The organism is uncultured Merdimonas sp. (genome assembly GCF_963929015.1).
In the GTDB taxonomy this organism is placed as follows: domain Bacteria; phylum Bacillota; class Clostridia; order Lachnospirales; family Lachnospiraceae; genus Merdimonas.
Genome location: NZ_CAWVHE010000011.1, coordinates 1 through 25,572 on the forward strand (window position 1 = coordinate 1; position 25,572 = coordinate 25,572).

Sequence of the window (25,572 nt, forward strand, 5' to 3'; positions counted from 1 at the left end):
CCGATACTGAACCATTTCTACTGTTTCTCGATAAAAACCGTCTGTTGTCCATGTTTTAACTTCCCAATATGGTATATTCTTTTGGCTTAAAGCAGATTCAATCGCATTTATACCAGCCTTTGAAATCTCTACTTCTCGGGAGGGAGGAAGATAATGGTAAGATGTTCCCTCATCTCTCAATGCAGAAACAGGTATCAAAAATCTATTTTCCGGGATGTCTTCCAATACGCCGCAGGAGCCGACGGAAATAATCTTTGTTACACCCCCTGCAATTAAATATTCTAAAACTTGGACGGCAGCAGCACTTCCCACAGGAGCCGGACATAGACATATTTTCTCCTGATTATAAAGACATTCATAAATAGGATATCGTCTTGTTGCACTTTCAAATTCATCTATCTGTATTCCATCATGGGTATGTGCATAATTTTCAACCTCGTCTCCTAAAAAAGCAAACACTGCTTTTGCAGGAAAACATTTTTTCCCATTTCCCGGCTGAAAAACAGCTTTTGATGCGGTATCGTACTCTAAAACAGGGTAGTCATGCTTTACTAATGGCATATTATTATCTCGAATAACAGGCTATTATTCTATTCCTTTCATCATCTTTTTTGCCAACTGCTTGAACAGGTCGGCAGTTTCTTCATCCATCGGTGCAAGCTGTCCGATCTGTCCGGCAACCATCGCCGTTACATCGTCAATGGAAAGCGGGTTTTGCTTCTGTTCCGCCAATGCGTCCCGCATGGCTTGGAACATCGCGGCGGTCACAGCTTCTCCCGGCTGTTCCCCGTTGTCAATGTCTTTCTTAATATCCCGCAGGATAGCAAGGAACACATTTTTGATTTTCTCAATCTCCGCCTCATGTTCCCCCATCTTCTGGGCGTTCAAAAGCTGTAAATCCTGCTTTGCTTCCGCCCGGTGTTCCGGGTGTTCTTTCATCAGGTCGGACAGGGAAGCCGTTGCCATCTCGATAAGCTGGTTTCTTGCTGTTATGCCTTTTGCCGCTGTGTCCTGAAAATAAATCCGTATCAAATCTATCAGCTTAGGAAAATTCCTATGTTCCAACAGGCGGTTGAGGATTTGCACATCAACAGCACCCGTCACAAGCCCCCTCACGGCTCCCTCGGACAAGCCTAATTCAGAAATATCGTAGCTTTTACGAACGCTCACGGTAGACAAGCCCAGTATGTAGTCTGTCGATACCTTAAATTCCTTTGCTACACCTATGAGAATATCACTGCTGACCGTTCTTGTTTCGCCGCTGACAATGCGGCTCAACTGGGAAGCGGAAACGCCTATCTTCTCCGCAAGTTCCTTTTGTGTGATGTGGTTCCCGTTGCATAAATCGGAAATCCGCTGTCCGGGTGTTCCGGGTAAAGCCATAGATACGCACCTCCTCCGCATACTTCCATTATACAGAATGATTGCAAAAATGCAATTTCCAAAGTGTAAACTTCATCAAAATGCAATTCTCGCAATATTCCGGGAATTGCATTTTTTTCGTGTAGACTTAGGGTAGTTCATCGATGGACGGCACCTTGAAAACAGAATGACCGTCCGAAAAGGAATACCCAGGCTGGGGAAGCACCGCAAGGAGTCGGACTTCGGGACAAAATGTCCCGAAGTTGCGGGGAGCGTGCCAACGCCGGAACACGCCGCAGGAATGGGGCAGGAAACCTTTTCGGGGGAGAACGGCAACGGAAAGCAAAATGGAGGGAACGCATGAGAGATAACCCCTATAAAGACTTGCCGCCGCTGGAACGCAGGCCGGACGGTTCCCTTTACCGCATGACCCCGGCGCAGAGAAAACAGGCGGCCAGCCTGATACGCCGGGAGTGCTGTTGCTGTGAGGACGGCAACTGCATTGTCCTTGACGATGGGGACACCTGCACCTGTCCGCAGACGATTTCTTTCTCGGTCTGCTGTAAGTGGTTCCGCTGGGCGGTCTTGCCGCTGGACGGGACGCTGGAAGCGGAGATTTTCCGGGATAAGGACTTGAAACGCTGTGAGGTCTGCGGCGGTGTGTTCGTCCCCAAATCCAACCGGGCAAAATACTGTCCCGGCTGTGCCGCCAGAGTTCACAGGCGGCAGAAAACAGAAAGTGAACGGAAAAGGAGGTCTGCTGTGGACAGTTAGGAGCGAAAAAAGCCTTGATTTATCAGGCTTCGCAAGCCCCAAACCGGGGCAGGTGGTATAAAGTATCGCCCGCCCCGGAAAACGGGCTTCTAACCGTCCACAAAACGCACTATGACAAATACCATCTATATCCATCAGCCGGAAAGGGCGTTCAGCTTCACCCGGCTCCCGAATTTCCTCTTTGAAGCCCCCACGTTCAAGCTCCTGTCCAACGAGGCAAAGGTTCTGTATGCCTTTATTCTGCGCCGGACAGAGTTATCCCGCAAAAATGGGTGGGCGGATGACTGCGGACGGATTTTCCTGTATTTCCCTATCTGTGAAGTGGTCACATTGCTCCATTGTGGGCGGCAAAAAGCGGTGAACACCCTGCGGGAACTGCAATACGCCGGACTGGTGGAAATCCAGAAGCAGGGCTGTGGAAAACCCAACCGCATTTTCCCAAAATCCTATGAAGCGGTTCCAAACACCGACTTCAAGAAATCCCGTTCTGGTACGCCGGAGGACTGAAAACCGTACCCTTGAAGTACGGAAATCAATCTTGAGAAGTACGAAAACCAGACGGTATATAGAAATACAAAGATTAAAATGATTTATTTATATCCATTCCATTCCTATCGTATCAGAGATAATTCTGGCGGGATTTTCCCTGTGGAAAACCCTGGATAGGAAAGGAATGGGGAAAGGAGCAGAATGGCACAACACGCAATTTTGCGGTTTGAGAAGCACAAGGGCAACCCGGCAAGGCCGCTGGAAGCCCATCACGAAAGACAGAAAGAACAATATGCCAGCAATCCCGACATTGACACAAGCCGGAGTAAATACAACTTCCATATCGTCAAGCCGGAGGGACGCTATTACCACTTCATTCAGAGCCGTATCGAGCAGGCCGGATGCCGGACGAGGAAAGACAGCACACGGTTTGTCGATACACTGGTAACTGCCAGCCCGGAGTTTTTCAAGGGGAAATCCCCAAAGGAGATACAGGCGTTTTTCCAGAGGGCGGCGGCTTTCCTCATTGGCCGGGTAGGACGGGAAAATATCGTGTCGGCGGTGGTACACATGGACGAGAAAACGCCCCACCTGCATTTGACCTTTGTTCCGCTGACAAAGGACAACCGCCTGTGTGCAAAGGAGATTATCGGCAACCGGGCAAACCTGACGAAGTGGCAGGACGATTTTCACGCCTATATGGTGGAGAAATATCCTGACTTGGAGCGTGGGGAAAGCGCCAGCAAGACAGGCCGGAAGCATATCCCCACCCGGCTTTTCAAACAGGCGGTTTCCCTCTCCAAACAGGCCAGAGCCATTGAAGCCGCCCTTGACGGCATTAACCCGCTGAACGCCGGAAAGAAAAAAGAGGAAGCCCTTTCCATGCTGAAAAAGTGGTTCCCGCAGATGGAAAACTTCTCCGGGCAGTTGAAAAAGTACAAGGTCACAATCAATGACCTGTTGGCGGAGAATGAGAAGTTGGAAGCAAGAGCAAAGGCCAGTGAAAAAGGCAAGATGAAAGATACGATGGAACGGGCAAAGCTGAAAAGCGAACTGGACAATTTACAGAGGCTGGTTGACCGTATCCCGCCGGATATACTGGCGGAACTGAAACGGCAGCAGCGGCACACGGCAAAGGAAAGGTGATAGATATAAGCAGAAATTTTCGCCGCCCCTGTGCGGCATTGTACCTTGAAAACTGAATATGGAGGACACTGGATGGCAAAAAGCGAAAGCGATATTTTTACACCCCGGACAGGGCAGGTCATACGAACAGAGAACGGGACGCAGTATTTTGTATGTGGGAACAACCGTATAAAAATCTCCGAACACTTCGCCGCAGTCGGGAAGCCCCTCGGTGATCTGATTGTAGATGTGGTGCGGCATACCGCAGAAAAAGCCGCTTCAACCTGATAGCCCATCATTGATAACACGCCCACGCTTATGATATAATTGCCATAGAGCAAAAGTATTGTAAGCGTGGGTTGTTTCTTTAGAAGGAGGATTTTTAACGGTGAAACAACCTTACAATACTACGATTTACAACACGGCGCTTTATATGAGATTGAGCCGGGACGATGAAAACTATGGTGACAGCGTAAGCATTGAAACACAGCGGACAATCCTGCAACAGTACGCAAAGGAACAGGGGCTTCATGTAGTCGGTGAGTATGTGGACGATGGCTGGTCGGGGACGAACTTTGAACGCCCGGATTTTCAGCGCATGATGGACGATATGGAAGCCGGAAAAGTAAACTGCATTGTCACGAAAGACCTTTCCCGTTTCGGGCGGGAACATGTGATGATGGACTACTATCTGGAATTTCTGTTCCCGGAAAAACGGGTGCGCTACATCGCCGTTGCGGAGAATGAGGACACAGAAAAAGGGCTTTCCGATTTTGTCCCGTTCAAAAACCTGTTCAATGAGTGGTTTGCGAAAGATACGAGCCGCAAGGTAAAGGCCGCTTTCAAAGCGAAGTTTGCCACAGGACAGCGTATCGGCGCCTATGCTCCCATCGGGTACAGGAAACACCCGGAAATCAAAAACAAGCTGATAATCGACGAGGAAACCCGCTGGATAGTGGAGAAGATTTTTGACCTTGCCATTCATGGCAGAGGGGCGGCCAGTATCACAAGAATACTGATTGCGGAAAAGGTTCCCACGCCGGGATTTATCAACTTCCAGCGTGACGGGACTTTCGCAAACATCTATGCGGGTGCACCGGAGGAAAAAAGCTACGCATGGACGATAGCGCAGGTCAAGAGCATTATGAAAGATGAAACCTATATCGGCCATACCATCCACTACCGGGAAACAAATATTTCCTTTAAGAACAAGCGGAGGGTACGCAAGCCCCAAAGTGAATGGGTGCGGGTGGAGAACACGCAGGAGCCGATTATCAGCGAGCAGGTTTTCCGGCAGGTACAGGAGCAGATAGCAAACCGCCGCAGGAAGTGCAAGGATGGTACAACGCAGATTTTTTCCGGATTGGTAAAATGTGCGGATTGCGGCTGGTCGCTGTCCTATGGGGAGAACAGGCAGAACAGCAAGCCTTACGGCCATTATCATTGTAGCAAGTACGGGCAGGGCACACGCCAATGCTCCATGCACTATATCCGTTATGATGTGCTTTATGCCTATGTCCTCTCCCGTCTGCAATACTGGTCGGGACTGGTACAACATGATGAAGAACGGCTCTTGAAGCGGCTGTTAAATGCCACTGATAAGGGACAGGCCGCCGCAAGAAAGAAGCAGGCCGCAGAACTGAAAAAGGCAGAGAAGCGAAAAGCCGAAGTCGATACTTTGTTTGCCCGGATGTATGAGGACTGGGCGGCGGGGCGTATCACGGAATACAACTTCTCTATGCTGTCCGGGAAGTACCAAAGCGAACAGGCTGAACTGGACGAAAAGATTGAGCGGCTTCAATCCGCTATCACCACTGAAAGCCAGAACGCCGCAGACGCAGAAAAATGGATTGCCTTGATGAAAGAGTGCGTCAATCCAACGGAACTGACCGCCGAACTTTTGAATACGCTGATTGAAAAAATCGTTGTCCATGAAGCGGTCAAAGGTGAGGACGGAAGCAGGGAACAGGAGGTAGAAATCTTCTACCGCTTTATCGGCAAGATTGATTGAATGACACCAATATCTTTAACTATGTGATACCGGAGAAACAATTCCGAATACAGAAACCTTAAAACTGCTCTCCAAGTTTTTCGATGTTTCAATCAATACGCTTTTAGGCTCCCCAAGACAGCTTATTTGCCAATGCTGCGGTATGCCTCTTGATGATTCTTCTATCAGTAAAGAACCTGATGGGACATTCAATGAAGAATACTGCAAGTGGTGTTACGCTGAAGGAAAATTCACATACAATAAAATGGATGATTTGATTAACTTTTGTGCCGAGCATATGGCAAATGAAAACTGGACTTCGGAACAGGTACGAGAATATATGTCGTCTATGTTGCCAAAATTGAATTATTGGAAGTGTTCAGATCAATAAACCGACAGAGCTGATTTTATATTGTAGTCGTCTGAAAAGGATTTACCCTTTTTCAGACGACTTTTTATTTTAAGTAGATTCGCAAACTACGAAAAAAACCTCTTTCCAAATATAATGTAATCACAGAGGAAGGAGGGGATTCGATATGAGTAATCTTTTATCAGAGGTACACCCTGAGCTTGTTTCGGAATGGTCGAATAAAAATCTGCCGCTTACACCGGATAAGATTACATACGGCTCAAACAAAGTAGTTTGGTGGAAGGGCGCTTGCGGTCACGAATGGCAGACCAGCGTTAAGGCTCGTTCAAAAGGCGAGAATTGTCCTATCTGTTCAGGATCAAGAGTTATAGAGGGTATCAATGATTTGGCAACGCTGAAACCGGAACTGGCTGATGAATGGTCGAGTAAGAACGATCCGCTAAAACCGACAATGGTAACAATAGGATCTCATAAGAAAGTGATTTGGCAAGATAAATATGGTCACGAATGGACGGCAACAGTTAAGAGCAGAGCAATAAGCGGCACAGGCTGCCCATATTGCTCTCATAATAAAATCTTAGTGGGATTTAATGATCTTGCCTCACAGCGCCCTGAAATCGCTTCTGAGTGGTCTGAAAGGAATTATCCGCTAAAGCCTGATATGGTTACTGCTTTTGCGAATAGAAAGGTATGGTGGAAGTGCAGTAAAGGACACGAATGGAATACACTCATTTCAACTCGTTCAGGCGGAAGCCAATGTCCTTATTGTAGCGGTCAAACTCTGCTGAAAGGATTTAATGACTTTGCTACAACCCACCCTCAGCTTGCACAGGAATGGTCAGACCGGAATTTGCCGCTTACTCCTGATATGGTAAACGAGAAATCTCGTAGGAATGTTTGGTGGAAGTGCAGAGAGTGCGGATATGAGTGGCAGTCCGTTGTATATGCACGGATAAAAGGCACAGTATGTCCCGTCTGTGCGGATCGCACAGTTATGACAGGGTATAATGATTTAGCAACGACGGACGCACATCTTCTTTCGGAATGGGATTATGAAAAAAACAAAGGCATTTCCCCAAATAAAATATCCAGAAATTCAATGCGGAGTGTATGGTGGAAATGTTCACTCGGACATTCTTGGAAAGCAAAAGTTTCAGAAAGAACGATTGAAGAAAAAGGTTGTAAGGTGTGCGAAAAAGATTATCTGACGGTTTTTCCGAAGCTGGCAGTTATGTATTATGCAGCGATGAAGCATATAAAGGTACAGACAGATACAGATAAGATTATCGGCATACCGCTTGAAATGTATTTACCTGAAGAAAAAGCAGCGATTGAGACTGTCAGCCAGACGGAGAAAATAGAAATACTGAAATCGCACTTGTGTCGGAAGCGGGAGATCAAACTGATAAAAATCCCGTATATCTTAAATGGTAACGAAGCGGACTTTGCAGTAAAAGTAAAAAAGGCATTTCGTAGTTTACACATTTTCATAGCCTCGAATGAAGATGAGGATATAGTGTTTATCCGGCAGAGATTTTTTGAATGGAGAAATAAAGGAGGCATTTGAATGAAGAAGCAGCAATTTCATCTCTATCTTAATGATGATGAGTACCGAAAAGTTTTACAAGCCTTGATCGCCCTTAAAAATAACCTTATAGAACAAGGCAGATATACGGACGCAGTAGACGATGTCCTTATTAAATTTACAAGTGGTGTATACCTCAGAAGAATATACACGGGGCTGTATGTTTAAGCGAAATCGCCATTTGGTAGATAATAGCAGTATCTGCATAGCGTATTTAACAGAAAGTAAAGGTGGAACGGCTTACACCGTAAATTATGCCAAACAGAAAAAAATACAAGTAATAAATTTAGCTGAGCGTGAGCCGTATAATCTGTTGTAATTTAGAAGCCACTTGCTTTAGGGGCAAGTGGCTCATTTATATCAATGACCTTAATCTATGGAAAGTCTACTTGACATTATTGCTTTTATTTGTATAATAGAAGTATGGAAAGTTGGCTTTCCATAGAGAGGAGGCGCACCGTGAAAAACCGTTTAGAGGAAATCCGAAAAGAACGGGGAATCAAGCAGGAAGAACTGGCTGCCGCATTGGAGGTATCCAGACAGACAATCGGCTCATTGGAAAACGGACGATACAATCCTTCGATTACATTGGCATTTAAGCTTGCACGGTATTTTAATATGAGCATTGAAGATATTTTCATTTATGAGGAGGGAAAGCAATGAAAAAGAAAACCGGAATGTATCTTGCGATCGGTATTACTGGCATTGCTTTAGCTCTGATCGCAAAGTTTCTTTTACAAGATTATTTAAGTGATTCGCAAAGCGGAGCAATGATCGGGATAGGAGCCGGATTGTTCGGATATGGTATTGCAAAATGGGGTATCGGTCTATGGGGTACAAAAAATCCCGATCTGATGAAACTAAACGAGATTGAGGAAAAGGACGAGCGTAATCAGCTTATTCGCAATAAGGCACAGGCAATATCCGGCGAGATACTGCACTGGCTACTGATGGCGGGTGCTTGGGTATGTATTTTTTTCGACATACCAATATGGATAGTTCTTATCCTTGTAGGCGCTTTCCTGCTGAAAACAATCATAGACTTTATTTTGATGGCATATTACCAACCTAAAATGTGACGGAGGATATTATGAAATTTGTAATTGAGCACTTGTCAAAAAGTTTTGAGAAAAAGGAAGTTCTCAGAGATATTGATTTTACCTTTGATGAAGGAAAAATTTATGGATTGCTCGGCAGAAACGGTGCGGGCAAAACAACGCTGTTTAATTGTCTGAACCGAGATATTAAGACAGATAGCGGCAACTTCTATATTGACACAGACGGTGTTCGCCGTGAAGTTACGGCTGATGATATTGGGTATGTGCTCTCTACCCCTACCGTGCCGGAGTTCCTTACAGGCAGAGAGTTTTTAAAGTTCTTTATGGACATCAATGAGAAGTCTATCAAAAATCCGAAAAGTATTGATGAGTATTTTGATTATATGAGCATTGAGCCGGAGGACAGAGACAAATTGCTCAAGGACTATTCCCACGGTATGAAAAACAAAATGCAAATGCTTATTAACATCATTGCTCAGCCGAATATTCTGCTGCTTGATGAGCCTTTAACCTCCCTTGATGTCGTTGTGGCTGAGGAAATGAAGCAGTTGCTCCGTTCACTGAAACAAGACCGCATTACCATTTTCTCCACTCATATTATGGATTTGGCGCTTGACCTCTGCGATGAGATTGTGCTGCTTAATCACGGCGAACTGGAGGTCGTGGAGAAAACCGATCTGGACAGCAGGGAATTTAAGGATAAAATCATTGCGGCACTCAGGGAGGAAGGAAATGAATAAGACGCTTAAAATATCTTTTTCCCTGAAAAATACATACCGTGTCAACGGTGTCCTGTTTTCCTTAAAGCAGATACCGCTCGTAAAGCGGCTGCTTCCGGCAACGCTGTATCAGGTAAAGGGGCTGAAAATCTTTGCAAACATTTTGTCCGTGCTGTGGGAAATCGTTTCTGTATTCCTCGGCAAGCTCCTTTACTTTATCACGATGGTATGCGGTATCGGTATCCTTTATAAAGGACTGCCGGAGAATGAGGTGTTCCTGCATATCCTGCTGATTCTCACGGTAATCGGCAGCTTTGTAAACACACACCTTTTCAATCCGACAAAGGATAAATATTATGCGATGATCCTGATGAAAATGGACGCACGAGAATATACGCTTGTAAACTATTTCTACTCCATCCTGAAGGTCGTTGTGGGCTTTTTGCCCTTTACGATTCTGTTCGGTATGGACAGAGGCGTACCTTTGTGGTTTTGTCTGCTCCTGCCCCTTTGCATAGCGGGTATGAAGCTGTTTGCGGCGGCTGTTACCCTGTGGGATTATGAGAAAAGGGGCTTTGGCTACAACGAAAATAAGCTGTCCAAATATGTGTGGTGCTGTATCGCCCTGCTTTTAGCCGCAGCCTATGCTCCGCCCGCCTTTGGTTTTGCTTTGCCTGCGGTCGTACCAATGGTTATATTTTTAGCGTGTATTCCCCTTGGTATGGCAAGTATCACAAGGCTCACTACCTTCCGTGATTATTACGCAATCAACAAGGAATTATTAGCCGGATTGACCAATCAGATGGACAGCACGGCACAGACAAAGCTTATCAAACAGGCAAATGAAAAGAAAATATCCGCAGATACTTCCATTAGCAGCAACCGCAAGGGCTTCGAGTATCTGAATGAGCTGTTTATCAAAAGGCATAAAAAGATACTCTGGAACTCGACAAAGAAGATTTCCTATGTGTGCGCTTTCCTTGTCGCCGCCGTGCTGGCAGGCGTCTATCTGCTGCCCGAAGAAAAAACCGTCATTAACGAAATCGTGATGACTTGGCTTCCGTACTTTGTATTTATAATGTACGCTATCAACCGTGGCACGAACTTTACACAGGCGCTTTTTATGAACTGCGATCACAGCCTGCTGACCTATTCGTTTTATAAGCAGCCGAGCTTTATCCTGCGGCTGTTTCAGATTCGCCTGCGTGAGATTATGAAAATCAACGCTGTTCCGGCGCTCGTGATCGGTATCGGACTGGCGCTGATCCTGTTTGCCACCGGAGGGACGGACAATCCGCTGAACTATGTAGTGCTGGTTGTTTCCATCCTGTGTATGAGCCTGTTTTTCTCGATTCATTACCTGACGATTTACTATCTGCTCCAGCCTTATAACGCAGGGACGGAGCTGAAAAGCGGCACATACCGGATCGTTTTGTCAGTAACCTATGTCATCTGCTTTGCCCTTATGCGGCTGCGTATGCCGATTATGATATTTGGAATAATGACTATTGTATTCTGTGTGCTTTACAGCATTGTCGCCAGCATTTTGGTATACCGCCTTGCGCCGAAAACCTTTAGACTTAGAACATAACGGGGCGGCTTTACTGCCGGAAATCCATAAAAAGAAACGGAGGATTTATTTATGAGAAAGTGTCTCAGATGTGGAACGGAAATGAAAGAAAACTGTGCCATCAAGGTAGAAGGCGCAGGATACGGGATTGTAATGTCATCGGACGAAAATAAGCTGTTCGGCGGCAGGATCGGCAAGCCGAAGGTAGCAATCTGTCCCAAGTGCGGCGAAGTCTCCATCTATGTGGAAGATGTAGAGAAGCTGTGATATGTGAAAGGTACAGCTATGAAGATCGAGATTGAAAAGGATTTTCCCCAGTATTTTAAGCCAGCCTATCCGGAAGAATTTGAGCTGTTCTCTCACTTTGAAGTAACAGCAGGAATACCGACCGTTCTCTTTGCTATCACGACTTGGAAAGAGAACGGAAAACCGAATGTGTGCTTTCATTCGTGGAGTTGCTTTCACGGAGATAAGACCGCTTTCTTCGCCGTGATGGGCAACCTGTATCAGCACACCCACACCTATGCCAATATCCAAAGAGAAAAATGCTTTTGCATTAACTTTCTCCCGGTAAGCTGTTATGACAGGTTGGTAAATACCATTCATCAGAATGAATGGGACGATGACGAATTTGCCGCAGGAGGCTTTACTGTTTCCAACGCCAAAACCATTCACGCACCTGCGATCAGCGAAGCGTTTCTCACGATGGAATGTACCTTAAAAGAAATACAGGATTTAAGCGGTGCGGGTATTACGGCTATGGTAATCGGACAGGTACAGCACATCTCTGTGGAAGAAGCGTATGCACAAGGGTATGAATTAAGATATGGCAAGGACGGATTTATGCTGCTTGTGCCTGCGCCGCAAGACCTTGTTACCGGAGAGCCAAATCAGTCGGCGATTGCCACCGTGCATATTGAGAAATACGACTAATTCAAGGAGAGAGCAAAAATGGCGGTTTCAAATATAAAAGCGTTGATCACCGGCGAACTTCAAAAGGTGTGGGAGCTGGTGTTGGATATTGAAAATTACGGAGCTTGGAGAAGCGATTTGAGTAAAACAGAAGTTATCAGCGATAAGAAATTTATTGAATACACCAAAGAAGGCTACCCGACGACCTTTACCGTGACGCTTGTTGAGCCATACAGACGATCGGCAATTTCCTGACGGGAATTTTGCGGGGCTTTTTCAATGAGGTGATAAACCGCCAACTCGCTTTTGTTCAGATAAAGCAGAGCAGGATTTAATTCGCCATTTAACTCGCCATCGTCGTCATTTAACTCGCCATTGGCGATGATTCTCACGGTAATATCGTGAGAATAGATAACGGCATAGAACGCTTTGAGGAAGCACTTGCTGATACGAAAAACAGCCTTGAAAATACGGAGAAGCAGTTTGAAACAGCGAAGCAGGAAATCGAAAAGCCGTTTGCAAAGGAGGAAGAATTGAGGGCAAAAACTGCCCGACTTGATGAGCTGAATATCCTGCTCAATATGGATAAAAAGGAAAATGAGATTGTCGGCGGAGAGCCTGATGAGGGCGAAATGATTGAAAAGAAGTCAAGAAATTTTGAAAGATGAGTTTAGAATTGCGGTATGGAAAAATTCCATACCGCAGATAGTATGTTAGGTGAGATGGTACAAAGTTATACTGTCAGAAATAATATTTTCAAAAAAATTAGAAGATGTTAATCTGTCAGTTTGTTTTCTTCACCCCAAACACAAAGCTGATCTAACACTACCATTAGTGACTTGCCACGTTCCGAAAGACAGTATTCCACCTTGGGTGGAATTTGAGGATATTCAGTACGGATAATCAGTTTGTCAGACTCTAGTTCCTTGAGATTGGTACTTAATGTTTTATCGGAAATTGTTTTCAGATAACGCTTCAGCTCATTGAACCTTACAGTTTTAAATTCCATTAAACAATAAAGAATGACCATTTTATGTTTGCCGGAAATCAGGGACAAGGTGTAAGCAAAGCCTGTATCTTCAAAATTGGCATTTTCAATGTAGTTTTGTATCATTATACTTTCTCCTTAGATAGTACCTATCATTTTTACCAGTACTTGAAATTCTGAATTGATTGGATATAATTATAAGCAGGATAAATAATTCTGTCAATCTAATTTTAAGGAGAGATTATTATGAGAACAAAGTTGAAAATTACGGAAGGAATTTTTCCTATGCCAGTGTTGATGGTGGCAACTTATAATGAGGACAACAGTGTGAATGTAATGAATGCTGCTTGGGGGACAATGCAAGCAAGGGACATAGTTGCATTGAATCTTACCGAAACACATAAAACCGTGCAAAATATTAAGGCACGAGGTGCATTTACTGTTAGTATCGCAGATGTTGAACACTTGGTAGAAGCAGATTATTTTGGCGTAGAGTCTGGTAATCGTGTAACAGATAAATTTACACGTAGTGGATTGACTGCAAGTAAGGCTGAAGTCGTAGATGCTCCTATTATCAATGAATTTCCAATTTGTTTAGAATGTAAATTTATTGAGTATCAAGATAATGAATACGGTTGTGGCGTTATTGGAAAGGTAGTGAATGTAACTGCCGATGAGAGCGTTATGGTAGACGGTAAAATTGATATTTCCAAGGTAAATGCCATTGCATTTGACCCTTATACTCATGGTTACTACAAGGTTACAGAGCGTGTGGGTGAAGCTTTCAAAGATGGGTTAAAACTGAAAAAGTAAAGCTACAGGAAAGAAAATTGATTAAGAGAAGATTCTTGCATAAAACATAGACACAAAATTTAATATTATATAGCCACTTGGTTTTCAAAAAATCAGGTGGCTATTTTTATTTTAAGGAGGTGGTCGATATGCCTTTTATCGCACCTGAGTTAATCATTCAGGCGAAGCAGATGGACTTATTAACCTACCTGAGAAATTATGAACCGTATGAGCTGGTTAAGTTTTCAGGTAAGGAAAGCTTGGAGGAAGTACACCTCTTTGAGTGTGCCATTGACTTGTTATCCTATGCCACGCTTTGCATAAAATCTTGTCTTACCTGCACCGGAGCCACCGCACACAAGCGTATTCAGATTTCGTCTGTGCTTCTTGGCATTAAGTCCAATGCACACATTCTGAGTCATCAGCTTATTTTCTGACAGCGGCTTTTGTCGGTACTTTTTATCAATGGCTCTGACATTGCCCCATTTGAAGGATTTGAAGTTGCTGCAAGATTAAGCGGTTCGGCGGCGAAGAATATCGCATTGCTTTTGGTATCGGTTCTGAAGCAGGAACAAAAGACGAAGGGCAAAGCAAGGCTTACCAATATGATTAAGTCAGGTAAGCCTAATATTATGAACGCTGCAAGAAACAGCTATGTGATATTAGACCCGAAAGGGGAAATCCTGCGAGATACGGGACATCTTCTTGAGAAGAAAGGTTACGAAGTGCGTGTGCTTGATTTGATTTCAATGGAGAAAAGCCATTGTTACAATCCTTTTGTTTATTTGCAGAATGACAATGATGTGCAGAAGCTCGTAACCAATCTTTTTAAGAGTACCACTCCGAAAGGTTCACAGAGCAATGACCCATTTTGGGATACGGCAGCGTCAATGCTTCTGCTTGCACTTGTATTTTATCTGCATTATGAAGCACCGCCGGAAGAACAGAATTTTGCGATGGTAATGGAAATGCTCAGAGCCGGGGCGATTGAGGACGAGGACGACCCAAGTCCTTCTCCGCTTGATAATCTGTTTTCAGATTTGATGATAGATCGGACATTCAGATATTTCAACTACACTGAACATCTATGCTGATGTTACAAAAGAAATGAAAGCGGAAGAGTTCAAAGGATTGGATAGCTACTTCAAAGTATAATATTGGACTTAACATACAGAAAGAGAACATACAGAGTGTTGTGTGTTCTTTTTTCTTGTTCTGAAGCAGGAAAAGATAAGGCAGCGTTACTTTGATGTGGATTGACATTGTAAATAAGAGAAGTTATAATTTCTTGTATATGAATATGCTCTTGCATATACTACTATCGCCCTACATCATTTGCCCGCAAAGTGACTCAAAGTAGAGCAAAAATATGAAGTATGGGGGATAATTGGAATATGGAGAATTTAATAGTATTAACACCAGCTTGGTCGAGTATGAAAGAACCACAAAAAGGGTCCCCACCATGAAATCTCAGGGTGCGGCAAAGAATGAGGCGAACAACGCAGCTCAGGCTACAGCCCGGGCAGCGGAGACAGCAGAAACGCCGGCAGTGAAGATCGACCTGTCTAAAGTAAAGATCGAGCCATTGTTCGAGGAATTTGTAGATTTTGACACCTTCAGCAAGTCTGATTTCCGCGTGGTGAAGGTAAAAGAGTGTGAGGCAGTTCCGAAGTCCAAGAAGCTTCTGAAGTTTATCCTGGATGACGGATCCGGTGAAGACCGCGTGATCTTAAGCGGAATCCACGACTACTATGAGCCGGAAGAGCTGGTGGGAAAGACCTGCATCGCTATTACTAATCTGCCGCCCAGGAAGATGATGGGCATCGATTCCTGCGGTATGCTGATCAGCGCCGTGTACGAGTACGACGGACACGAGGGACTGAATCTGCTGATGGTGGATGACAGTATCCCGGCAGGGGCGAAGCTGTACTAAAAATATGGATGATTTGGGCACTTTTTGAAAGAGAACTTTCAGGAAGTGCCTTTTTATTTTGACTTTTCTTCTCCTGATTGCTATAATACATATACCCCTAATGGTATGGAGGATGTAATATGAAGCAATGTATGGACGCCCCGAATCTGCACCGCAGACTTGCGAAGATCATCGGACAGGTGCAGGCGATTGACCGGATGATTGATGAAGATGTTCCCTGCGAGGATGTTCTCTCCCAGATCAACGCTGCAAAATCCGCGCTTAATAAAGCCGGCCAGGTTGTCCTGGAAGGACATATCAAGCACTGCGTGCGGGATGGGATCGAGCACGGCAACGCAGACGAGACAATCGAAAAATTTACCAAAGCAGTGGAACGCTTTGCCAACATGCAGTAAAAACAGTTTTTTGAAAGCAGCCGGAATGGCTGCTTTTTTTCGTTGACGTACCATCAATTGGGGACGGGGGATTTTTGAAAATCCCCCGTCCCCAATTGATGTCTTGACTCCGGATACCCATATGGGTATAATAAAGACAAGCATAGGCATACCCCTATGGGTATAGAAAGAGGGTCTGTATGAAAAAAGATATTATATTTCTTGTTCTTGGCGGCATATCTCTCATTATCAGTCTGTTTGATCTGGTGCCGCTGCCTTTTGACGCCGCGTGGATCGCGATTATTTTCTGCGGTATCCCTATTATCATGGAGGCTGTGGCCGGACTGGTTACTGCTTTTGATATCAAGGCGGATGTGCTGGTATCGCTGGCGCTGATCGCTTCTGTCTGTATTGGGGAAGATTTTGCGGCAGGGGAAGTTGCTTTTATCATGCAGCTGGGAGCATTGCTGGAAGATCTGACAGTTGCAAAGGCCAGAGCCGGGATTGAAAGGCTTGTACATCTTACGCCCCGGACCGCCCGGGTGATCCGGGGCAGGACCGAAGAGATCCTTCCTGCCGAGGAGGTAAAGGTGGGAGACAGGATCCGTGTCCTGCCCGGTGAGACTGTTGCTGTTGACGGAGTCATCCTTTCTGGTCAGACGTCTGTAAATCAGGCGGTCATGACGGGAGAATCGCTTCCGGTGGATAAAGCGCCCGGAGACGAGGTTTCCTCGGGAACCGTGAACCAGTTTGGCGCATTTGAGATGAGAGCGTTAAAGGTGGGAGAGGACAGTTCGATCCAGCGGATGATCCGGCTGGTGCAGTCTGCAGACGCAGGGAAGGCCAGGATCGTGGGGCTTGCAGACAGGTGGGCCACCTGGATCGTTGTGATCGCGCTTTCTGCCGCAGGAATTACCTGGATCGTTACCGGGGAAATCATCCGGGCCGTTACCATTCTTGTGGTGTTCTGTCCCTGCGCGCTGGTACTTGCTACGCCGACAGCGATCATGGCGGCTATTGGAAACGCTACAAAGCACGGATTTCTGGTGCGGGAGGGGGATGCGCTGGAACGGCTTTCGTCTGTGACAAAGATCACTTTTGACAAAACAGGCACGCTTACCTACGGAACACCGGAAGTGACTGCAGTGAAGTCCGTATCGGATTACACCGAAGAGGAGATCTACTTCTTTGCCGCTGCGGCCGAGCAGATGAGCGAGCATCCGCTCGGGAAAGCGGTGGTCCGCTGTTATGGAAAGAAGCCGGCCGCCTGTGAAGACTTTCAGATGCGCCCCGGAGAGGGCGTAACTGCGACGGTCTGCGGAAAAGTTGTAAAAGCGGGCAATTTAAAGCTTCTAAAAGAGACGCTCCTTTCCAGAACGCTTGCCGCCGGGGCAGGCAGATATCTCAATGAGGGAAGCACCGTGATCTACGTCGCAGTTGACGACAGGCCGGCAGGTTATCTTGTCCTTTCCGATACAGTAAGAGAAGAAAGCAAGGATATGATCGCACAACTGGACCATATCGGCGTCCAGCCAGTCCTTCTGACCGGCGATCATCAAAATGCCGCTGACGCCATCGCCGCGCCTCTTGGGATCCGGGAGGTACACGCAGGCTGTCTGCCGGAAGATAAGCTGAAGTACATCGGTGCTTACCAGGAAAAGGGAAATGCGGTCTGCATGATCGGAGACGGGATCAATGACGCTCCCGCGCTGAAAAAGGCCGATGTGGGGATTGCGATGGGAGGCACAGGCAGCGACATCGCGGTGGATGCCGCGGATATCGCTCTTGTGGATGATGAGATCCGGGAACTGCCGCATCTATTGTCCCTTTCCAGGAGAATGATGACCACCATCAAGGTGAACCTGACATTTTCCATGACCCTTAATTTTCTTGCCATCGCGCTTGCCATCACAGGACTTTTAGGACCGGTGGTCGGGGCGCTGGTGCATAACGCGGGATCGGTGCTGGTGATCATTAACTCGGCCCGGCTTTTGAAGTGGAAACAGAGGTAACGCAGATCTTCTTTGCAGGAATTGTCTGATTAGCGGTAGTATGTGAGGACGCCAGGACCATCCGGGCGACCGTCTGCCGGTTCTGTGCCCTGGCACAGGAGGAACGGTTCTTTGGAAAAAGAAGAACAGATAAGGATAAACAATAAAAATGCACAGGCAGGGAGAGGAAATCTCCCTGCTTTTTCGTTGGTGTGGTATACTGCGTTTAGAAACGTATTTGATGGAAAAAGGAGCAGAAACATATGCCAAAGGGAACCAACCAGAAATTCAAATTATACCGTCTTGCACAGATCATGCACGAGAAGACGGATGAAGAACATTATATCACCATGCCAGAGATTATGGCGGCGCTGGAAGCTTATGGGATTACTGCTGACCGCAAGAGCATTTATCAGGATCTTAGGGATCTGGAAGTGCTGGGAATCGAAGTAGAGGGGGAGCCGGTGGGAAACCGCTATCATTACCATGTGGTAAGCCGTCTGTTCGAGCTGCCGGAACTAAAGCTTCTGGTGGACGCCATCCAGTCTTCCAAGTTCATTACGGAAAAGAAAACCAATGCGCTGATCAGAAAACTGGAAAAGCTGGTCAGCAGGTATGACGCGCAGAAACTTCAGCGTCAGGTCTATGTGTCCGGACGGATCAAGACGATGAATGAGAGTATTTACTATACGGTGGATACGATACATAATGCCATTTCCGGGAACCGGCAGATCCGCTTCCAATATTATCAGTGGAACGTAAAAAAAGAGACGGAGCTTCGCAGGGACGGGGCTTATTATCATGTCAGCCCTTGGGGGCTTACCTGGGACGACGAGAATTATTATCTGGTGGGATATGACGAGGATGCCGGAGAGATCCGTCACTACCGGGTGGATAAGATGCTTCATATCCGGATGGATAAGGAAGGACGCAGGGGCAGGGAGCTTTTTCAGAAGCTGGACATGGCGGAGTATACCAGGAAAAGCTTCGGCATGTTCGGAGGAGAAGAAAAGGTCGTAAAACTTCTGGTGGACAACAGGCTTGCGGGAGTGATCATCGATCGCTTCGGCAAATCGGTGACGATGATCCCGGAAGATGAAGAACACTTCACCGTAAACCTTACGGTTAAGACCAGCAGACAGTTTCTGGGCTGGGTGTTTTCCCTTGGAGAACAGGTGAAGATCCTGGGACCAGAAGAAGTGGTGCAGCAGATGAAGAAAGAAGGCGAACGGCTCCTGAGACAATATTAGACTTTTCAAAGGATGCGGGCAGATATCAGGTGACTCCGAAAAGCGGCAAGACTTCGGCTACGTCTAAGGCTGATAAGGATGGAACGATTACTGCCGGGACACTGACCAATTCGCTGAAGACGGAAGTTTCCCTGACAAAAGACTGGCTGAACAGTGATGGGACTGCTGTCACAAAGGATTACCTGGGCTGCGACCTTTCCGTGACCTTTGAGCTGCAGGCGGCAAAAGTACCGGAAGGCGGAACTGCGTCTTCATCAGAGGGGTGGGAATCTGCGGAAGATTTTCTGAAAAGGAATCTAAGCGCTGATGACTATGCTGCAGTGACAGGCGGGGATTACGCATTTGAACAGACCATTTCCGGACGGATCAACGAGAGCTGGAAAGCGGCAGCATTCAAGAATCTGCCTGCATGGATCAAAGGGGGCTCTTCCGGAGGCGGTCAGGACCTGGTAATACCGGTTCAGTACCGGATCGTGGAGAAGGAGATCGCTTATACGCTGCCAGGGGAACAGGAGCGTATCGTGGAGGTGCAGAATCAAACCTTCGACAACGGCTCCTGGACCTATCAATATAATGATGTACTGTTTACACCGGCCTGTCCGGCAAACAGGGACGCCTACGACACAAACGACCAGATTGTTTACAATGGCCTGCAGACGTCGGCTCTGACGGTGGTTAAGAACTGGGCGGGCGACAGCAGCAATGTTTATCATACCCGCCCGAAGAATAAGCAAAGCGGGAAAGACTGGGAGACCAGTTTCCTGATCCAGCGGTATACACAGGCCGGCGAAGACTGGGAAAATGTGCTGGATTACAACAAGGGAAATAAGGACGGTTTCCAATCTGCCAAAAGGTCAGTACCGGGCTGTGGAACTGCAGCCGGGATACAAGCTGACGGAGCTGGATGTATCTGTGATCGAGCCGGAGAATACCAGTCTTCCATCGGCAGAAGGGGAAGGGGACGCGCTTTATAACAAAGGGTACAAAGTAAACTATAAGCTTAATTCCGAGAACCCGGATCATCCTGCGATTACCGTCACCAACACTCTGGAAACGGCAGAGTATATGGAAGTGTTGTGCTGGACGGAAACGCGGATGCGGATATAGCGGGAAAGAACTGCTATGAAGACGAGGCATGGCATGCGGTATGGAAGGCTGTGGCGAAGTATCTGCCGGCAAGTAAGACGGATGAACACGGGAATACCATTTACCGTGTGGAAGAAAAATCCGGCGATGGCTACGAGGCTGCAGGCAGCAGTGTGGCAGAGGAATTGTCCTTCGGATGAAACGGAGTCGCAAAAAGAAAAACGATTATTAAAATTTTCACAGGTGGCATTTTTATTGGACACCTGATCCGTTAAGCTATCCACAACAAGAAAAAGAAAGGTTGGATAGCGATGAAAGGATATCATACAGCAGACGGATATATGGGATATATTGATGGAGAGTACCGGCTTTTTGCCAGTGAGACAGATTACATGGAGTGGCTGGAAGACTAGATGCACAGGTACTTGCCAGTCTGCGAAAGTCAGAAAAATCCGGCGGGGATTTCCCGCCGGATTTTTCTGGTATATAGAACAGCGTTATTAGGAAAAGAGTGCGCTGTGAGGATCGCGGTGCTGCGAATGGAAAGTGGCGGAAGTGTTTTTGCAATACTCGGAGACATCGGCGTTTGCCTCGATGTCGGTTACGCCTTTTCCTGCGTTGGGGTGGAACTGCGAGTAAATGGCATCGCCGGCGAAGAGAACCATTAGGATGGAGCACACGGTGATGACCCGCCGTTCGTTGATTTTGGCAAGAAGATCATCGATGATCGGCGCCAGCACATAAGTGATGGCCAGGCCGCCGATTCCGAATACCAGCAGTCCTTCCGCGCAGATTCTTCCGTCCAGATTCAGGTAATAGCCGCTGTAGTCCCACCATTTGGTGCCGCCGGTGGCAATTTCCATGACAAGAGAGGTAGTGTACTCCAGAAATCCGCACAGAACCACGGTAGCGGCAAATAACAGGGCCGGATTCTGACGGAGACGATTCAGGATCATCAGGATCAGCACGGCGCCGGTTCCGTAGATGGGAAGCCAGGGACCGTGGAGCGCGCCCCGGTTGACAAATTCGCCGTTGGTGACCAGGTGCATGCCAACCTCCCACAGCCATCCGAAGAAAGACATGCTAAGAAAAATAGCGATCAGCGACCAGGCGGAGTAATGCCGCATGTAGTTAAGAGACTGTACCAGCTTGCGGCGTTCTTCCTCCGGAATGGGATATAGGCGGACAGGATAAGCCGCTCCCTGTACATCGTCAATCATTTCATGGATACGGACATATTCGGCCCGGTGCCGCTCGTAGGCACGCTCCTGCTCGCGCCGGAAAAGCAGAAGACCGAAGTTGTCAGCCAGAACACCGCGCCAGCCAGTCAGCTTTTCCTGTGTCTGCTGCGGATCGTCCATAACCTGGATCACATCCCCGTATTTTGCCTGGATCAGCGCGTTGTCCGCTTTTTCGTACAGATAAGTATCCCTCAGTAGTTCCGAACCGGGAATCTGCTTTTGGAGCGCTTCTTTCCGCAGGTCTGCGTAGTAATTGGTAAAAGAGGCAATCTTGTAGGGATTGGTATAGAAGATGTTGGACAATCCCAGAGTGAAGATGCCAAGGATCTGCCATCCGACAAAAGTCAGTTCAAAGACAAAGCACTCCCACTTGTGTCCGTCCATCATGTTCCGGGAAAGGGTGATGGCCTGTTTTGCAGTCATATCCGGATTCTCCGCCACTATGTAGGGTACCAGATAGTAGGAATAACGTTTGATTGCGGCACCGATAACCGTCAGGCTCCACAGAGAATAAAAAATGTACTTTACAAACATGATCCGGGCGGCTTTCAGCCATTTTTTGATCCGCAGCAAAAAGATAAACCGCTGTGAAGTGACGCGGTCATAGATCAGGCCTTCCAGAAAGATCCTGCGGACGACTACCGGAAATACATTGGTGATCAGAAACCAGAAGGCAAATGCGCCCAGTGCGCCCAGAAGGATCAAAAGGATGAGTCCCAGGCTTTCAGAACCGGTGATGGAGGCGATGGCAGCAACCAGGGTCACCAGGATGGAGCCGGAGCTTAACTGATTGACAACACCGGATAAGACGCCGCGGGTTCTGCCAAACATGGGATTTCCTTCCGCTGCGTTCTGGATTTCATCTGCCTCAATCTGTTCAGTCATTTTGCGCCCTGCTTCCGTATTGTTTTCGGCAATCGTACGCAACACGTCCTCCCAGGTGGCGCCTCCGATATCTGTTTTAACAGAAGGAGAAAAATCCCCCTGGAGATTCCTTTCAAATTGCTGTACATCTTCTTCCCGCTTCTGTGCGGAAGAAAAGTCCAGAGAGCTGGTAAATTCTGCGCCGAAAAATGCTGCGATCAGGCAGGCTGCAACAAATATGGCGTAGTGCTTTTTCAGGGAGCGCCTGCCTCGTTCTTTGAGAGCTTTTCTGTTGTTCATAGTCGTTTCATCTGGCGGGGACGCCGCCACCTCCTTTATAAGTCTATAGCCAGTATATAATAACCGGGGATGAAGTCAAGATGAAAAACAGCGCCTGCGCCGGTTTTTCCGGCACAGGCGCTGCGGGTGATAAAAGGCATGTGTTTTTTACAGTCCGTATGCAGTGTAGAATCTGCTGATGATGGTGGCGCAGACAGCTCTGGCTGTTTCGCCCTGGGGATTCAGAGCGCCGTTGTCTCCGGTGATGATTCCGTTTGCCACGCACCAGCTCATGGCGTCTTTTGCAAAATCGCTGACATTTGCAGCGTCCGGGTAGGAACTGAAGTCTGCCCTCTGGCTGGTGTCTAATTCCAGATAATTGGCATAGCGGAACATCATCACTGCCATCTGCTCCCGGTTGATGTTATCGGAAGGACCAAAGTATCCGTTGTTGGTGTATCCGGTAACAATGCCGGCATCCGCCGCCCACAGTACGGATTCGGTATAGAACTGACCGGTGGTAACATCTGGGAACTTCTGCTCAAAAGTAACGTCCGGCTCCTCTTCCATCCGGTAGAGGATGGTTGCAAACTGTGCTCTGGCCAGGAAGTCACTGGGACCAAACGTTGTCTCATCCAGTCCGGTCATCAGGCCTTTTTCGTAGACGTCTGCGACGGTGTCAATGTACCAGGCGTCTGCAGGAACATCCGTATAAGGAAGCGCTTCTCTTATGTTCAGTGTTACTTCCATGGGATCAAGATCTCCGAACTGGTATCCGTGATCATAAGTGTAGGCAACCTGGGTCGGTCCGGCGACAGTAAGGAGGCCGGTGGCGGCGTCATAGCTTACGTTTTCTGCCTCTGCAACTGTCACTTTGGAAAGATCCGGTACAAGGGTGTTCATATCAAACACCAGTGTGTCGCTTTCCGGAGAGGCATAGACCGTCCGGCTCTGGGGAGAGACGGCCTTTTCCCACCAGAGTTCACAGATTCCGCTTAAATCCAGGGAAGTCAGGTGGTTGTTTTCGCATTTTACCAGACTTAAGACGTCGTTTTCCGGAAGGATCAGGGATTCCAGACCGGCGTCTGTCAGATACACATTTTCCAGTGCGGTATAGCTGCTAAGATCCAGATTTTTCAGGTTTTCGATACGGGTTCCGGAAATGTTCAGAGTACGCAGCTGGCTGTTCTGGGAGAGATCCAGGTTGCTTACGTCTGTGTTTGCAAGCTCCAGACGGTTAAGCTTCGGATTGTGGGTTACGTCCAGAGAGGCAATGTTTGTATCCGAACAGGTCAGTCCGGTCAGGTTTGGGTTCTTCGATACATCCAGCGCTTTCAGCGGGGTGTTGTAGCACTCAATGGAGTTTAAGTCTGCAAAACCTGTCAGATCCAGGGATTCAATCTGCGTATTGTAGCAGTAGATCTCGAACATTTGCGGATTGTTGCTAAGATCCAGCTCCCGGATGTCTGTGTCAGAGCAGTAGAGGGCTGCAAGTACAGGGTTCTGGCTAAGATCCAGCTCGGTAATGCCGGTGCCGGATACCCGGATGTGTACCAGATCCGGATTGTTTGTAACATCGATCTCGGTCATCGGTGTGTTGGTGACATAGACTTCATAGAGTTCGGAATTCTGGCTTAAGTCCAGAGCTGCCACCTGTGTATTCTCGCAGTTCAGAGCAAAGAGCGCCGGATTTTTCGTAACGTCCAGCTGACTTATGTTGGTGTTGTTGCAGTCCAGACGCACCAGAGCCGGATTGGCGGATACATCCAGAGCAGCGATATCCGTTTCATAACAGTGAAGTTCGGTAAGCTTTGGATTCTTACTTACGTCCAGAGCAGTCAGGCCCGTGTAGGTACATTCCAGATAACTAAGCTCCGGGTTGTTGCTTACGTCCAGGCTGGTAATGCCGGTGTCAGAGCAGTTGAGCCGGGTAAGCTTCGGGAACTGGCTTACGTCCAGGCTGGTGATGGCAGTGTAGCAGCACTCCAGAGTTTCCAGAGAAGTAAAATACTCGATCCCGGTAAGATCTGTTACATAGTATTCTCCCCAGAGAAAATCAATGGTATCAACGCTGTCGATCTCTGTCTGGGAGAGCGTTCCGCTTGCATCCAGGTCGATCTGTGAAGAAATGTATCCCCGGAATACTTCATCGGGGAAATGAGCTGCATCCACTGCAATCTCAGATGTGGACACGCCGGGATCCGTAGCGGGCGCTTCCTCGGCGTTTGCGGTTGCCGACAGTGAGAGCGCGGCCAAAGCCGGAAGCACCAATAATTTTTTCCAGTCTTTTCTTGTGTTCATACATGTCCTCCTTTTTACTGGTATCCTGTTTTGGTTGCCGGAATTTTATCCTATTTACAGAATATCAGAAAACAGGGAGACAGAATGATTCAAAATTATAATAAAAGCGCCTGTCTATAGAGAAACTCTATAGACAGGCGCTGTGGTTTACAGAAGATTGATCAGGATCCCCAGCCGGTGAAACGTTGTGGTGAGGGGAGCGCCGTTTCTGCGGATGCTGATCTGGAGCAGAGTCAGGGCAGCCACAAATCCGGCGCCGTTGAGGATCCCTGCGCCAAGAGAGATCAGATCTCCTTTCAGGACCAAAGTCTTATCCTGCAGCATCAGAAAACTGATCAGCGCCCCGGTAATATAATTCCAGATATTCAAGGCGTAGCGGTTGCCGTTGTGGTGTTTGGAATACCGCATCAGAAACGTCATACACAGATTGACTGCGATAGCGGTCAGCAAATAGGTCATGTCAAAGTCTCCTTAGAGTGAATGGTCTGGGAAAAGCCCCGGTAGAAGATTATAACCCTT

The 25,572-nt window shown here is 47.2% G+C and carries 28 protein-coding genes and 4 pseudogenes; 25 read left to right on the forward strand and 7 right to left on the reverse strand.

Annotation, left to right across the window (positions count from 1 at the left end; translation table 11 throughout):
- The coding region (locus ABGT54_RS05190) for a nucleoside phosphorylase (protein WP_346663129.1) at nucleotides 1–561 on the reverse strand (561 nt) is incomplete at its 3' end.
- A gap of 24 nt (nucleotides 562–585) precedes the next feature.
- A complete protein-coding gene (locus ABGT54_RS05195; protein ID WP_087231435.1) occupies nucleotides 586–1,383 on the reverse strand; it encodes a helix-turn-helix transcriptional regulator in 798 nt (265 codons plus the stop codon).
- A gap of 339 nt (nucleotides 1,384–1,722) precedes the next feature.
- Here ABGT54_RS05195 and ABGT54_RS05200 point away from each other — a divergent pair, with 339 nt between their 5' ends.
- The 16 genes from ABGT54_RS05200 to ABGT54_RS05275 all read left to right on the forward strand — a co-directional run bounded on the left by ABGT54_RS05200 (nucleotide 1,723) and on the right by ABGT54_RS05275 (nucleotide 12,622).
- On the forward strand, nucleotides 1,723–2,136 hold the full coding sequence (locus ABGT54_RS05200) for a cysteine-rich VLP domain-containing protein (RefSeq protein ID WP_002588751.1): 414 nt from the start codon (nucleotides 1,723–1,725) through the stop codon (nucleotides 2,134–2,136).
- Nucleotides 2,137–2,247: 111 nt separating this feature from the next.
- Nucleotides 2,248–2,643 (forward strand): replication initiator protein A, encoded by a 396-nt coding sequence (locus ABGT54_RS05205; RefSeq protein WP_087231432.1) that lies wholly within the window; start codon nucleotides 2,248–2,250, stop codon nucleotides 2,641–2,643.
- 183 nt (nucleotides 2,644–2,826) lie between these two features.
- Nucleotides 2,827–3,771: a MobV family relaxase gene (mobV, locus tag ABGT54_RS05210; RefSeq protein ID WP_087258076.1), complete on the forward strand. Its 945-nt coding sequence runs from the start codon at nucleotides 2,827–2,829 to the stop codon at nucleotides 3,769–3,771.
- Between the two features lie 72 nt (nucleotides 3,772–3,843).
- The gene (locus ABGT54_RS05215; protein WP_087258079.1) at nucleotides 3,844–4,038 is read left to right on the forward strand and encodes a hypothetical protein; all 195 of its coding nucleotides are present in this window, start codon (nucleotides 3,844–3,846) and stop codon (nucleotides 4,036–4,038) included.
- Between the two features lie 145 nt (nucleotides 4,039–4,183).
- Nucleotides 4,184–5,761, forward strand: coding sequence for a recombinase family protein (locus ABGT54_RS05220; protein ID WP_079861243.1), 1,578 nt, complete (start codon nucleotides 4,184–4,186; stop codon nucleotides 5,759–5,761).
- A 124-nt stretch (nucleotides 5,762–5,885) separates the two neighbouring features.
- Nucleotides 5,886–6,131, forward strand: coding sequence for a zinc ribbon domain-containing protein (locus ABGT54_RS05225; RefSeq protein ID WP_346663291.1), 246 nt, complete (start codon nucleotides 5,886–5,888; stop codon nucleotides 6,129–6,131).
- Nucleotides 6,132–6,276: 145 nt separating this feature from the next.
- Entirely contained in the window at nucleotides 6,277–7,677 is a 1,401-nt protein-coding gene (locus tag ABGT54_RS05230) for a zinc-ribbon domain-containing protein (protein ID WP_346663130.1), read from the forward strand.
- Complete coding sequence (locus ABGT54_RS05235; RefSeq protein ID WP_346663131.1) at nucleotides 7,678–7,863, forward strand: hypothetical protein; 186 nt, start codon at nucleotides 7,678–7,680, stop codon at nucleotides 7,861–7,863.
- Between the two features lie 291 nt (nucleotides 7,864–8,154).
- On the forward strand, nucleotides 8,155–8,358 hold the full coding sequence (locus ABGT54_RS05240) for a helix-turn-helix transcriptional regulator (protein WP_173729002.1): 204 nt from the start codon (nucleotides 8,155–8,157) through the stop codon (nucleotides 8,356–8,358).
- On the forward strand, nucleotides 8,355–8,774 hold the full coding sequence (locus ABGT54_RS05245; protein ID WP_346663132.1) for a hypothetical protein: 420 nt from the start codon (nucleotides 8,355–8,357) through the stop codon (nucleotides 8,772–8,774). The genes ABGT54_RS05240 and ABGT54_RS05245 overlap by 4 nt, the downstream gene beginning before the upstream one ends.
- An 11-nt stretch (nucleotides 8,775–8,785) precedes the next feature.
- On the forward strand, nucleotides 8,786–9,493 hold the full coding sequence (locus tag ABGT54_RS05250; RefSeq protein WP_346663133.1) for an ABC transporter ATP-binding protein: 708 nt from the start codon (nucleotides 8,786–8,788) through the stop codon (nucleotides 9,491–9,493).
- Nucleotides 9,486–11,063 carry a hypothetical protein gene (locus ABGT54_RS05255; RefSeq protein ID WP_346663134.1) on the forward strand — a complete coding sequence of 526 codons (1,578 nt, stop codon included), beginning with the start codon at nucleotides 9,486–9,488 and terminating at the stop codon, nucleotides 11,061–11,063. Before ABGT54_RS05250 ends, ABGT54_RS05255 begins: the two co-directional genes overlap by 8 nt.
- Before the next feature lie 51 nt (nucleotides 11,064–11,114).
- On the forward strand, nucleotides 11,115–11,309 hold the full coding sequence (locus tag ABGT54_RS05260; RefSeq protein WP_173729005.1) for a nucleic acid-binding protein: 195 nt from the start codon (nucleotides 11,115–11,117) through the stop codon (nucleotides 11,307–11,309).
- 18 nt (nucleotides 11,310–11,327) lie between these two features.
- A complete protein-coding gene (locus ABGT54_RS05265) occupies nucleotides 11,328–11,975 on the forward strand; it encodes a flavin reductase (RefSeq protein ID WP_346663292.1) in 648 nt (215 codons plus the stop codon).
- 18 nt (nucleotides 11,976–11,993) lie between these two features.
- On the forward strand, nucleotides 11,994–12,209 hold the full coding sequence (locus tag ABGT54_RS05270) for a hypothetical protein (RefSeq protein WP_346663135.1): 216 nt from the start codon (nucleotides 11,994–11,996) through the stop codon (nucleotides 12,207–12,209).
- 146 nt (nucleotides 12,210–12,355) lie between these two features.
- A complete protein-coding gene (locus tag ABGT54_RS05275) occupies nucleotides 12,356–12,622 on the forward strand; it encodes a hypothetical protein (protein WP_346663136.1) in 267 nt (88 codons plus the stop codon).
- 107 nt (nucleotides 12,623–12,729) lie between these two features.
- Here the strand turns inward: ABGT54_RS05275 and ABGT54_RS05280 are convergent, their stop codons facing one another.
- On the reverse strand, nucleotides 12,730–13,068 hold the full coding sequence (locus tag ABGT54_RS05280; RefSeq protein WP_107001143.1) for a helix-turn-helix domain-containing protein: 339 nt from the start codon (nucleotides 13,066–13,068) through the stop codon (nucleotides 12,730–12,732).
- 120 nt (nucleotides 13,069–13,188) lie between these two features.
- Here ABGT54_RS05280 and ABGT54_RS05285 point away from each other — a divergent pair, with 120 nt between their 5' ends.
- Nucleotides 13,189–13,755, forward strand: coding sequence for a flavin reductase family protein (locus ABGT54_RS05285; protein WP_054754268.1), 567 nt, complete (start codon nucleotides 13,189–13,191; stop codon nucleotides 13,753–13,755).
- A 128-nt stretch (nucleotides 13,756–13,883) separates the two neighbouring features.
- Nucleotides 13,884–13,985 (forward strand): annotated as a pseudogene (locus ABGT54_RS05290) (topoisomerase); the annotation flags it as partial.
- A 63-nt stretch (nucleotides 13,986–14,048) separates the two neighbouring features.
- Here ABGT54_RS05290 and ABGT54_RS05295 read toward each other — a convergent pair.
- A pseudogene (locus ABGT54_RS05295) lies at nucleotides 14,049–14,222 on the reverse strand (type IV secretory system conjugative DNA transfer family protein); the annotation flags it as partial.
- Between the two features lie 132 nt (nucleotides 14,223–14,354).
- Here ABGT54_RS05295 and ABGT54_RS05300 point away from each other — a divergent pair.
- The 7 genes and pseudogenes from ABGT54_RS05300 to ABGT54_RS05330 all read left to right on the forward strand — a co-directional run.
- Nucleotides 14,355–14,777: pseudogene (locus ABGT54_RS05300) on the forward strand (type IV secretory system conjugative DNA transfer family protein); the annotation flags it as partial.
- Between the two features lie 413 nt (nucleotides 14,778–15,190).
- Nucleotides 15,191–15,667, forward strand: a pseudogene (locus tag ABGT54_RS05305) (lysine--tRNA ligase); the annotation flags it as partial.
- Nucleotides 15,668–15,786: 119 nt separating this feature from the next.
- Complete coding sequence (locus ABGT54_RS05310) at nucleotides 15,787–16,062, forward strand: metal-sensing transcriptional repressor (RefSeq protein WP_070087664.1); 276 nt, start codon at nucleotides 15,787–15,789, stop codon at nucleotides 16,060–16,062.
- Nucleotides 16,063–16,241: 179 nt separating this feature from the next.
- Nucleotides 16,242–18,053, forward strand: a complete 1,812-nt coding sequence (locus tag ABGT54_RS05315) for a cation-translocating P-type ATPase (RefSeq protein ID WP_346663137.1) — start codon at nucleotides 16,242–16,244, stop codon at nucleotides 18,051–18,053.
- Nucleotides 18,054–18,295: 242 nt separating this feature from the next.
- Nucleotides 18,296–19,282: a WYL domain-containing protein gene (locus ABGT54_RS05320; protein WP_346663138.1), complete on the forward strand. Its 987-nt coding sequence runs from the start codon at nucleotides 18,296–18,298 to the stop codon at nucleotides 19,280–19,282.
- A 29-nt stretch (nucleotides 19,283–19,311) separates the two neighbouring features.
- Nucleotides 19,312–20,256: a hypothetical protein gene (locus tag ABGT54_RS05325; protein WP_346663139.1), complete on the forward strand. Its 945-nt coding sequence runs from the start codon at nucleotides 19,312–19,314 to the stop codon at nucleotides 20,254–20,256.
- 102 nt (nucleotides 20,257–20,358) lie between these two features.
- Nucleotides 20,359–20,568 carry a hypothetical protein gene (locus ABGT54_RS05330; protein WP_346663140.1) on the forward strand — a complete coding sequence of 70 codons (210 nt, stop codon included), beginning with the start codon at nucleotides 20,359–20,361 and terminating at the stop codon, nucleotides 20,566–20,568.
- Nucleotides 20,569–20,868: 300 nt separating this feature from the next.
- Here ABGT54_RS05330 and ABGT54_RS05335 read toward each other — a convergent pair whose 3' ends face one another.
- From ABGT54_RS05335 to ABGT54_RS05345, 3 genes are all read right to left on the reverse strand, one after another.
- The gene (locus ABGT54_RS05335) at nucleotides 20,869–22,773 is read right to left on the reverse strand and encodes a DUF975 family protein (RefSeq protein ID WP_346663141.1); all 1,905 of its coding nucleotides are present in this window, start codon (nucleotides 22,771–22,773) and stop codon (nucleotides 20,869–20,871) included.
- A gap of 147 nt (nucleotides 22,774–22,920) precedes the next feature.
- On the reverse strand, nucleotides 22,921–25,053 hold the full coding sequence (locus ABGT54_RS05340; protein ID WP_346663142.1) for an S-layer homology domain-containing protein: 2,133 nt from the start codon (nucleotides 25,051–25,053) through the stop codon (nucleotides 22,921–22,923).
- 147 nt (nucleotides 25,054–25,200) lie between these two features.
- Nucleotides 25,201–25,512, reverse strand: a complete 312-nt coding sequence (locus tag ABGT54_RS05345) for a hypothetical protein (RefSeq protein ID WP_346663143.1) — start codon at nucleotides 25,510–25,512, stop codon at nucleotides 25,201–25,203.
- Nucleotides 25,513–25,572 lie beyond the last annotated feature (60 nt).

What these genes read in the sequence shown, in the direction of transcription:
- ABGT54_RS05195 (WP_087231435.1), bottom strand. Translation starts at nt 1,383, where the DNA reads ATGGCTTTACCCGGAACACCCGGACAGCGGATTTCCGATTTATGCAAC.
- ABGT54_RS05200 (WP_002588751.1), top strand. Translation starts at nt 1,723, where the DNA reads ATGAGAGATAACCCCTATAAAGACTTGCCGCCGCTGGAACGCAGGCCG.
- ABGT54_RS05205 (WP_087231432.1), top strand. Translation starts at nt 2,248, where the DNA reads ATGACAAATACCATCTATATCCATCAGCCGGAAAGGGCGTTCAGCTTC.
- mobV (WP_087258076.1), top strand. Translation starts at nt 2,827, where the DNA reads ATGGCACAACACGCAATTTTGCGGTTTGAGAAGCACAAGGGCAACCCG.
- ABGT54_RS05215 (WP_087258079.1), top strand. Translation starts at nt 3,844, where the DNA reads ATGGCAAAAAGCGAAAGCGATATTTTTACACCCCGGACAGGGCAGGTC.
- ABGT54_RS05220 (WP_079861243.1), top strand. Translation starts at nt 4,184, where the DNA reads ATGAGATTGAGCCGGGACGATGAAAACTATGGTGACAGCGTAAGCATT.
- ABGT54_RS05230 (WP_346663130.1), top strand. Translation starts at nt 6,277, where the DNA reads ATGAGTAATCTTTTATCAGAGGTACACCCTGAGCTTGTTTCGGAATGG.
- ABGT54_RS05235 (WP_346663131.1), top strand. Translation starts at nt 7,678, where the DNA reads ATGAAGAAGCAGCAATTTCATCTCTATCTTAATGATGATGAGTACCGA.
- ABGT54_RS05245 (WP_346663132.1), top strand. Translation starts at nt 8,355, where the DNA reads ATGAAAAAGAAAACCGGAATGTATCTTGCGATCGGTATTACTGGCATT.
- ABGT54_RS05250 (WP_346663133.1), top strand. Translation starts at nt 8,786, where the DNA reads ATGAAATTTGTAATTGAGCACTTGTCAAAAAGTTTTGAGAAAAAGGAA.
- ABGT54_RS05255 (WP_346663134.1), top strand. Translation starts at nt 9,486, where the DNA reads ATGAATAAGACGCTTAAAATATCTTTTTCCCTGAAAAATACATACCGT.
- ABGT54_RS05260 (WP_173729005.1), top strand. Translation starts at nt 11,115, where the DNA reads ATGAGAAAGTGTCTCAGATGTGGAACGGAAATGAAAGAAAACTGTGCC.
- ABGT54_RS05265 (WP_346663292.1), top strand. Translation starts at nt 11,328, where the DNA reads ATGAAGATCGAGATTGAAAAGGATTTTCCCCAGTATTTTAAGCCAGCC.
- ABGT54_RS05270 (WP_346663135.1), top strand. Translation starts at nt 11,994, where the DNA reads ATGGCGGTTTCAAATATAAAAGCGTTGATCACCGGCGAACTTCAAAAG.
- ABGT54_RS05280 (WP_107001143.1), bottom strand. Translation starts at nt 13,068, where the DNA reads ATGATACAAAACTACATTGAAAATGCCAATTTTGAAGATACAGGCTTT.
- ABGT54_RS05285 (WP_054754268.1), top strand. Translation starts at nt 13,189, where the DNA reads ATGAGAACAAAGTTGAAAATTACGGAAGGAATTTTTCCTATGCCAGTG.
- ABGT54_RS05310 (WP_070087664.1), top strand. Translation starts at nt 15,787, where the DNA reads ATGAAGCAATGTATGGACGCCCCGAATCTGCACCGCAGACTTGCGAAG.
- ABGT54_RS05315 (WP_346663137.1), top strand. Translation starts at nt 16,242, where the DNA reads ATGAAAAAAGATATTATATTTCTTGTTCTTGGCGGCATATCTCTCATT.
- ABGT54_RS05320 (WP_346663138.1), top strand. Translation starts at nt 18,296, where the DNA reads ATGCCAAAGGGAACCAACCAGAAATTCAAATTATACCGTCTTGCACAG.
- ABGT54_RS05335 (WP_346663141.1), bottom strand. Translation starts at nt 22,773, where the DNA reads ATGAACAACAGAAAAGCTCTCAAAGAACGAGGCAGGCGCTCCCTGAAA.
- ABGT54_RS05340 (WP_346663142.1), bottom strand. Translation starts at nt 25,053, where the DNA reads ATGAACACAAGAAAAGACTGGAAAAAATTATTGGTGCTTCCGGCTTTG.
- ABGT54_RS05345 (WP_346663143.1), bottom strand. Translation starts at nt 25,512, where the DNA reads ATGACCTATTTGCTGACCGCTATCGCAGTCAATCTGTGTATGACGTTT.